This is a genomic window from Pseudomonas onubensis (genome assembly GCF_965653655.1).
In the GTDB taxonomy this organism is placed as follows: Bacteria; Pseudomonadota; Gammaproteobacteria; order Pseudomonadales; family Pseudomonadaceae; genus Aquipseudomonas.
On record NZ_CBFHAZ010000038.1, the window covers coordinates 45,986 to 51,985 of the forward strand.

Annotated in this window: 9 protein-coding genes; 3 read left to right on the forward strand and 6 right to left on the reverse strand. The window is 59.2% G+C overall.

Features of this window, described 5'->3' with window-relative positions; translation table 11 throughout:
* Positions 1-222: 222 nt before the first annotated feature.
* From ACTD9P_RS14825 to ACTD9P_RS14850, 6 genes are all read right to left on the reverse strand, one after another.
* Positions 223-531 carry a hypothetical protein gene (locus tag ACTD9P_RS14825; protein WP_438868244.1) on the reverse strand — a complete coding sequence of 103 codons (309 nt, stop codon included), beginning with the start codon at positions 529-531 and terminating at the stop codon, positions 223-225.
* Positions 532-848: 317 nt separating this feature from the next.
* Positions 849-1,460, reverse strand: coding sequence for a LysE family transporter (locus ACTD9P_RS14830; RefSeq protein ID WP_438868245.1), 612 nt, complete (start codon positions 1,458-1,460; stop codon positions 849-851).
* 48 nt (positions 1,461-1,508) lie between these two features.
* Complete coding sequence (arsH, locus tag ACTD9P_RS14835; RefSeq protein ID WP_438868246.1) at positions 1,509-2,195, reverse strand: arsenical resistance protein ArsH; 687 nt, start codon at positions 2,193-2,195, stop codon at positions 1,509-1,511.
* Positions 2,196-2,207: 12 nt separating this feature from the next.
* Positions 2,208-2,678 (reverse strand): arsenate reductase ArsC, encoded by a 471-nt coding sequence (locus ACTD9P_RS14840; protein WP_438868247.1) that lies wholly within the window; start codon positions 2,676-2,678, stop codon positions 2,208-2,210.
* Between the two features lie 13 nt (positions 2,679-2,691).
* Positions 2,692-3,975, reverse strand: a complete 1,284-nt coding sequence (locus tag ACTD9P_RS14845; protein WP_438868248.1) for an arsenic transporter — start codon at positions 3,973-3,975, stop codon at positions 2,692-2,694.
* Between the two features lie 20 nt (positions 3,976-3,995).
* Positions 3,996-4,352, reverse strand: coding sequence for a metalloregulator ArsR/SmtB family transcription factor (locus ACTD9P_RS14850; protein ID WP_438868249.1), 357 nt, complete (start codon positions 4,350-4,352; stop codon positions 3,996-3,998).
* 180 nt (positions 4,353-4,532) lie between these two features.
* On the opposite strand from ACTD9P_RS14850, the gene ACTD9P_RS14855 reads away from it, so the two are divergent.
* The 3 genes from ACTD9P_RS14855 (at position 4,533) to ACTD9P_RS14865 (ending at position 5,836) form a co-directional block, all read left to right on the forward strand.
* Positions 4,533-4,748, forward strand: a complete 216-nt coding sequence (locus ACTD9P_RS14855) for a hypothetical protein (protein WP_438868250.1) — start codon at positions 4,533-4,535, stop codon at positions 4,746-4,748.
* A 75-nt stretch (positions 4,749-4,823) separates the two neighbouring features.
* Positions 4,824-5,519, forward strand: a complete 696-nt coding sequence (locus ACTD9P_RS14860; RefSeq protein ID WP_219267822.1) for an AzlC family ABC transporter permease — start codon at positions 4,824-4,826, stop codon at positions 5,517-5,519.
* Positions 5,516-5,836, forward strand: coding sequence for an AzlD domain-containing protein (locus ACTD9P_RS14865; RefSeq protein ID WP_438868251.1), 321 nt, complete (start codon positions 5,516-5,518; stop codon positions 5,834-5,836). Before ACTD9P_RS14860 ends, ACTD9P_RS14865 begins: the two co-directional genes overlap by 4 nt.
* The last annotated feature ends 164 nt before the right edge of the window (positions 5,837-6,000 follow it).

Sequence of the window (6,000 nt, forward strand, 5' to 3'; positions counted from 1 at the left end):
GTCGCCAATTCTCGACAAAACATACCCGGTACTTACCTGAATACAGGCGAGCGAAAGCATGCCGAGCCGCGGACTTCGCGATCGGTTTAAATAGGCTGTTCACATAACTTCTACAGTGCCCGCTTAGTGCGCGTTAGTTAACTGGCGCGCAGCGGGCTACTACTGGATATGTTCATAACGAACTCCAGAATAATCATCAGGAAGTTGCTGTTTCCAGCTGGTTTAAGCGGCGCGGTTGCTCAGGTAAAACTCGAGCAACAGGCTGGCTTGAGCCAGGGTGGAAACCTGGGGTCTCTGCGGGTCTTGAGGGTCGGCGTGGTCCCAGTGCTGCAGCAATTGGCCGCTGGCAGGGCAGATACGCCAATGCGCCAGCGGGGGAGCTGGGCGCAGCTGATCTTTACTGGCTAGGGGAGAGGGTGCAGCAAAGGTTGAGCGCGCAGGTGAAAAGCCTACAGGCTCGCGGCACAGCTTGGCGCGCAGGGCTGCGGCCAGCGTGCGAATGTCAGGCAAAACAATCAGTTGAAAGGTCATAACACACCTCGGGACCGGACGGGCGACCGGTGAGGCAGTTACGGTGGAGCATCAAGCTCTAGCGCAGCTTACCGGACCAGGAAGGCGAGTCCTGTCATATTCTGGGTTTGGCGCCCGATGCCCGCCAATGCGGTGCTCGGACAGCGACTAGATACTGTGTCCATTGGCTTCTTTTGTGAGGTTTAAAAAAGGCCCCAGTTGTGGGCAGGGGCAATCTACTCAGCTGAATACAAAATGTCAACGCATGATTAATTAAATTACCCCGCGTTCAGAGTTTATTCAGATAAAGACCTCGGCAAGTTGCGCGATATATAACTTCATATCCCTTGGGCCGCCAGAACTGCCAGATATAACAACACTACACCGCAGGTGCCATAACTGATGCGTTGGCATACCGGTGATGCATTCTTTCGCAGCAGATTGACCAGTGCGGCAATCAGAAAGCATGACAGTACCGACGCGAGCATGAACCCTGCAAAAAACATAAAGGTTTGGCCATGGCTCGGCGTCGCGCCGACGATGCCGGACAAGGCACTGCCCAGCGCGCCCCAATAGACAATGTTCTTTGGGTTGGCGAGAGAAATCGCGGCCCCTACCGCCAGCGCATTCTGACGGGAGCTGGCCGGTGCATTATACGCTTCGGGCAAGTGCCAGGCATCGATCAGGCTGCGCACCCCCAGCCAAGCCAGGTACAGCGCACACACGACCGTCAGCGGAATGCGTACGGCGTCATGTTGCATCAGCAACGCGATGCCGGTAAGGCCGATCACCGCCCATACAGCGTCGCCTACCAGAGAACCGATTTGCACCAGCAGGGCCGGGGTAAAACCATGAAGCAAGCCACGGCGCAACGTCTCTGCCAGCACCGCGCCGGGTGAGAGGCAAAACACAAAACCGAATACCAGTGCATAAAAGAAAATCGCCAGCATGCCCGCGTCCTTTCGAGAAAGTGCGTGAGCATACGCCGAAGGGCTCGATCAAATCGACTGTTGGTTGACGCGCTGTGACAGTTCATCCGCGCTTTCCTTGCGCTCCGAGTAGCGGTCGACCAAGTCCGGGCGGTCGCGCAGCAACACGGTGAACTTCACCAGTTCTTCCATCACATCGACCACGCGATCGTAGAGCGCCGAAGGCTTCATGCGGTCCTGGTCATCAAACTCCATAAATGCCTTGGGTACCGAGGACTGGTTGGGGATGGTGAACATACGCATCCAGCGTCCGAGTACGCGCAGTTGGTTAACGGTATTGAAAGATTGCGAACCGCCCGACACCTGCATCACGGCCAAGGTCTTGCCCTGGGTGGGGCGGACGGCGCCGAGGGCCAGCGGCACCCAATCGAGTTGCGCCTTGAACACCGCCGACATCGAGCCGTGACGTTCAGGCGAGCACCACACCTGGCCTTCGGACCATTGCATCAACTCCAGCAGTTCGCGGACCTTGGGGTGATCGCTGGGCGCATCGTCAGGCAGCGGCAAACCGGACGGGTTGAAAATGCGTGTGTCGGCACCGAAGTGGCGCAGCAGGCGTGCAGCTTCTTCCACCAGCAATCGGCTGAATGAGCGCGCACGCGTGGAGCCGTAAAGCAGCAGGATGCGCGGCGGGTGGCCTGGGCCGGCAGGCAGCGGGCCTGCAAGGGCGCTGTTGAGGTTTGGCAGCGTGGTCATTGCGGTCTCCGACTACAGTTCTGCGATGCGTGCGAGTTCAGCTTTCAACTCGGCAGCGCTGAGTTGGGCGTAGGGCAAGGCCAGGAACGCCTTGCAACGCCTTTCGATGGTGCTGAGCGTGGCCTTGAACGCGGCGTCCACACGGGCCTCATCACCCTGAACATCCGACGGGTCTTCCAACCCCCAATGCGCCTTCACCGCCGGCCCGAAATACACCGGGCAAGCTTCGCCTGCGGCCTTGTCGCACACCGTAATCACCACATCCGGCGGGCTGCCCTCAAAGGCGTCATTGCCCTTGCTGTACAAACCTGCGGTGCTGATGCCCGCTGCCTGCAACGTGCTGAGGCTGCGCGGCAGCACCTGGCCCTTGGGGAAGCTGCCGGAGCTGATCGCCTCGAAACCTGGCGGCGCCAGGTGATTGAACATCGCCTCGGACAAGATGCTGCGGCAGCTGTTGGCGGTACACATAAACAGGACTTTCATAGCGGTATCTCCTTCAGAGACTCAGGCGCAAGGCGAGGGCGGCGAGGGTGATCAACAGCACCGGCAAGGTCAGCACAATGCCGACCTTGAAGTAGTAACCCCACGTGATGGTGATGCCTTTGCGCGCCAGGATATGCAGCCACAGCAAGGTGGCCAGGCTGCCGATCGGGGTAATTTTGGGCCCCAGATCGCTGCCGATCACGTTGGCGTAGATCATCGCGTCCTTGACCACGCCCGCGGCGTGGCTGGACTCGATCGACAGAGCGCCGATCAATACCGTCGGCAGGTTGTTCATCGCCGATGACAACAGCGCTGTCAGCACCCCGGTGCCCATGGCCGCGCCCCACACGCCGTAGGTGGCAAAGGTGTCGAGCCAGGTGGCGAGGTAGGTGGTGAGGCCGGCGTTACGCAGGCCATAGACCACCAGATACATGCCCAGGGAAAACACCACGATCTGCCACGGCGCTTCTTTCAACACTTTGCGTGTGGAGATCTTGTGGCCCTTGGCGGCGATCACCAGCAGCAACACGGCGCATACGGCGGAAATCGCACTGATGGGGATGCCCAAAGGCTCTAACGCGAAACAGCCCACCAGCAAGATGCCCAACACCCACCAGCCGGCGCGAAAGGTCGCACGATCATGGATGGCGCTGGCGGGGTCTTCGAGGTCGGCCGGGTCGTAGGCCTGGGGAATATCGCGGCGAAAGAACCACAGCAGTACCGCAAGGGTGGCGGCGACACTGACGAAGTTCACCGGCACCATCACCGCCGCATATTCGTTGAAACCGATCTTGAAGTAATCCGCCGAGACGATATTCACCAGGTTCGACACCACCAGCGGCAGGCTCGCGGTATCCGCGATAAACCCCGCGCCCATGACAAACGCCAGGGTCGCCGCCGGGGAAAAGCGCAAGGCCAGCAGCATCGACATGACGATGGGCGTGAGGATCAACGCCGCGCCGTCGTTGGCAAACAGCGCCGAGACCAGCGCACCGAGCAACACCATATAGGCAAACAGCCGCCGGCCACGCCCGCGCCCCCAGCGCGCCACGTGCAGGGCGGTCCAGGCAAAGAAGCCGGCTTCGTCGAGCAACAGGCTGATGATGATCAGCGCAACAAAGGTGCCGGTGGCGTTCCAGATGATGTGCCACACCACCGGGATATCCGCCAGGCTGATTACCCCGCAGGCCAGGGCCAGAATGGCGCCCATGCTCGCACTCCAGCCGACCCCGAGGCCCTTGGGCTGCCAGATGACCAGAACGATGGTGAAGATAAAAATGCCAATTGCGACAAGCATGGAATTAACGCTCCGATGGCTCAGCAGCAGGTGCTGGCCCGTTGTGGTCGGTCGCCCATGGCATCAAGACGCTGCGCGTCGTGGTGCAACCAGGGTTGGTTGGCTTGCAAGGTGGTGTCCAGCACTTGAGTGACCCAGGCGGGCAGTGCCGGGTTGATGCGGTAGTAGATCCATTGGCCCTGACGACGATCCAGCAGCAACCCGCAGCTGCGCAGTTGCGCCAGGTGACGGGAGATCTTTGGCTGGCTGTCGTCCAGAGCATGGATCAGTTCGCACACGCAAAGTTCGCCTTCGCGCAGGATCAATAACGTCAGGCGCGCGCGGGTGGCGTCGGCCAGGCATTTGAACAGGGTGGGCGGGGAGAAGAAGTCCGACATGATCAGGGGTCTTTTGCATATATGTGTATTCGAATATACGGATATTCGAATATGTAGGTCAATTCCTGAATTCGATTGATGTGGATCAAATCCTGCGCAATGCACCACAAGTGACTGAAATTAAAATGAAACACGAATGTCCTAAAGTGCCTGCCCATTGCTGATGAAGGATGAACCCGCGTGCCCCGTGCCACTCGCAACCTGCGCAAGACCCTCGATTCCGTCGCGGACAATAACGAAACCGCGGCGTTTGACCTGATGCGCGCCGTCGAAAAACTCGGCGATGAAGTGCTGCGCCAACGTCTGCTCAATACCATTCACCGACTCAATCAGGACGCCCATGAACTGCGTGAGGCGCGCGACTCGGTGGAGCAGGTGTCGGTCAAGCTCGCCTGAGTGCGCAAGATCGTTCAAGACAACCGGCTTTAAACGCTGGCATGCTTGTCGACTGTCTGTCGATGAGCCGTCTCCATGCCCACTGCCTTAGCGCATTACGCCTTCGCCCGCGGCGCCATCGCCGTCATTCCGTTATCCCTGGCCTGTGCGCCGTGGGGGCTGCTCGCCGGCTCCATGGCCATTGACGCGCAATTTACCCCGCTGCAGGCCCAGGGGTTGTCCGCCATCGTGTTTGCAGGTGCTGCGCAGTTGGTGGCCATCGGTATGGTCAAGAGCGGCGCCAGCCTGATCTCGATCGTGCTGACCACGCTGCTGCTGACTTCCCAGCATTTGCTGTATGGCATGCACATGCGCCCGACACTCTCGTCACTCAACGCCCGCTGGCGTATGAGCCTGGGCTTTCTGCTCACTGATGAGTTCTTCGCGCTGGTCAACCACTATGACCGCGAGACGTTCAATCGTTGGTACGCGTTGGGGGTGGGGCTGACGTTTTACATCGCCTGGAATCTCTTTACCCTGGCCGGCATTGTGCTCGGCAAAAGTATTCCCGGGCTTGATCAGTTGGGGCTGGAGTTTTCGATTGCCGCCACCTTCATTGCGTTGATTACGCCGGTGGTGCGTGATGTGCCGACGGTGGTGTGTGTGGCGGTGTCGTTGCTGTTTTCGGTGTGGCTGAGCTTTTTGCACTGGGAATCTGCGGTGGTGGTGTCCGGGGTGTTGGGCATGACGGCGGGGTTTGCCTGCAAGCGGCTGGGGGTAGGGCAGAAGTGATCTACATCATGATTGTGGCCATGGGCCTGGTAGTTTTCCTTAACCGTTACCTGTTTATCGAGCCGCGTTTGCCGGTGCGCCTTAACCGGGGGGCGCGGGAGTTTCTGGGGTTTGCAGTGCCGGGGATGCTGACGGCGATTTGCGGGCCGATCATTTTTCTTGCCGACCATAAGTTGAATCTGAGCCTGGGTAATCCTTACTTGTTGGCGGGTGTCTGTGCGGTGGCGTTGATGTTCTGGACCCGTAGCGTGTTGATTACGGTGCTGTTGAGCATGGGGTTGTTCTATTTGTTTCGCTGGTGGGTTTTGAGGGGCTGATAGGGGGGGCATATCCGTTGCTGCGGTAACGGCGGCCTAAGCCAGATCAAGTACAAGGTAAAAGCCTGTCTACCTGGTGTAACTCGGTCTAAATGTGGGAGCGGGCTTGCTCGCGAAGGCGGTGGGTCAGTCAATTCATCTGTCACTGACCCACCGCATTCGCG

Bases quoted from the DNA above. Each gene is read 5' to 3' on its own strand.
- ACTD9P_RS14830 (WP_438868245.1), bottom strand. From the start codon at position 1,460: ATGCTGGCGATTTTCTTTTATGCACTGGTATTCGGTTTTGTGTTTTGC.
- ACTD9P_RS14845 (WP_438868248.1), bottom strand. From the start codon at position 3,975: ATGCTTGTCGCAATTGGCATTTTTATCTTCACCATCGTTCTGGTCATC.
- ACTD9P_RS14840 (WP_438868247.1), bottom strand. From the start codon at position 2,678: ATGAAAGTCCTGTTTATGTGTACCGCCAACAGCTGCCGCAGCATCTTG.
- ACTD9P_RS14850 (WP_438868249.1), bottom strand. From the start codon at position 4,352: ATGTCGGACTTCTTCTCCCCGCCCACCCTGTTCAAATGCCTGGCCGAC.
- ACTD9P_RS14825 (WP_438868244.1), bottom strand. From the start codon at position 531: ATGACCTTTCAACTGATTGTTTTGCCTGACATTCGCACGCTGGCCGCA.
- ACTD9P_RS14860 (WP_219267822.1), top strand. From the start codon at position 4,824: ATGCCCACTGCCTTAGCGCATTACGCCTTCGCCCGCGGCGCCATCGCC.
- arsH (WP_438868246.1), bottom strand. From the start codon at position 2,195: ATGACCACGCTGCCAAACCTCAACAGCGCCCTTGCAGGCCCGCTGCCT.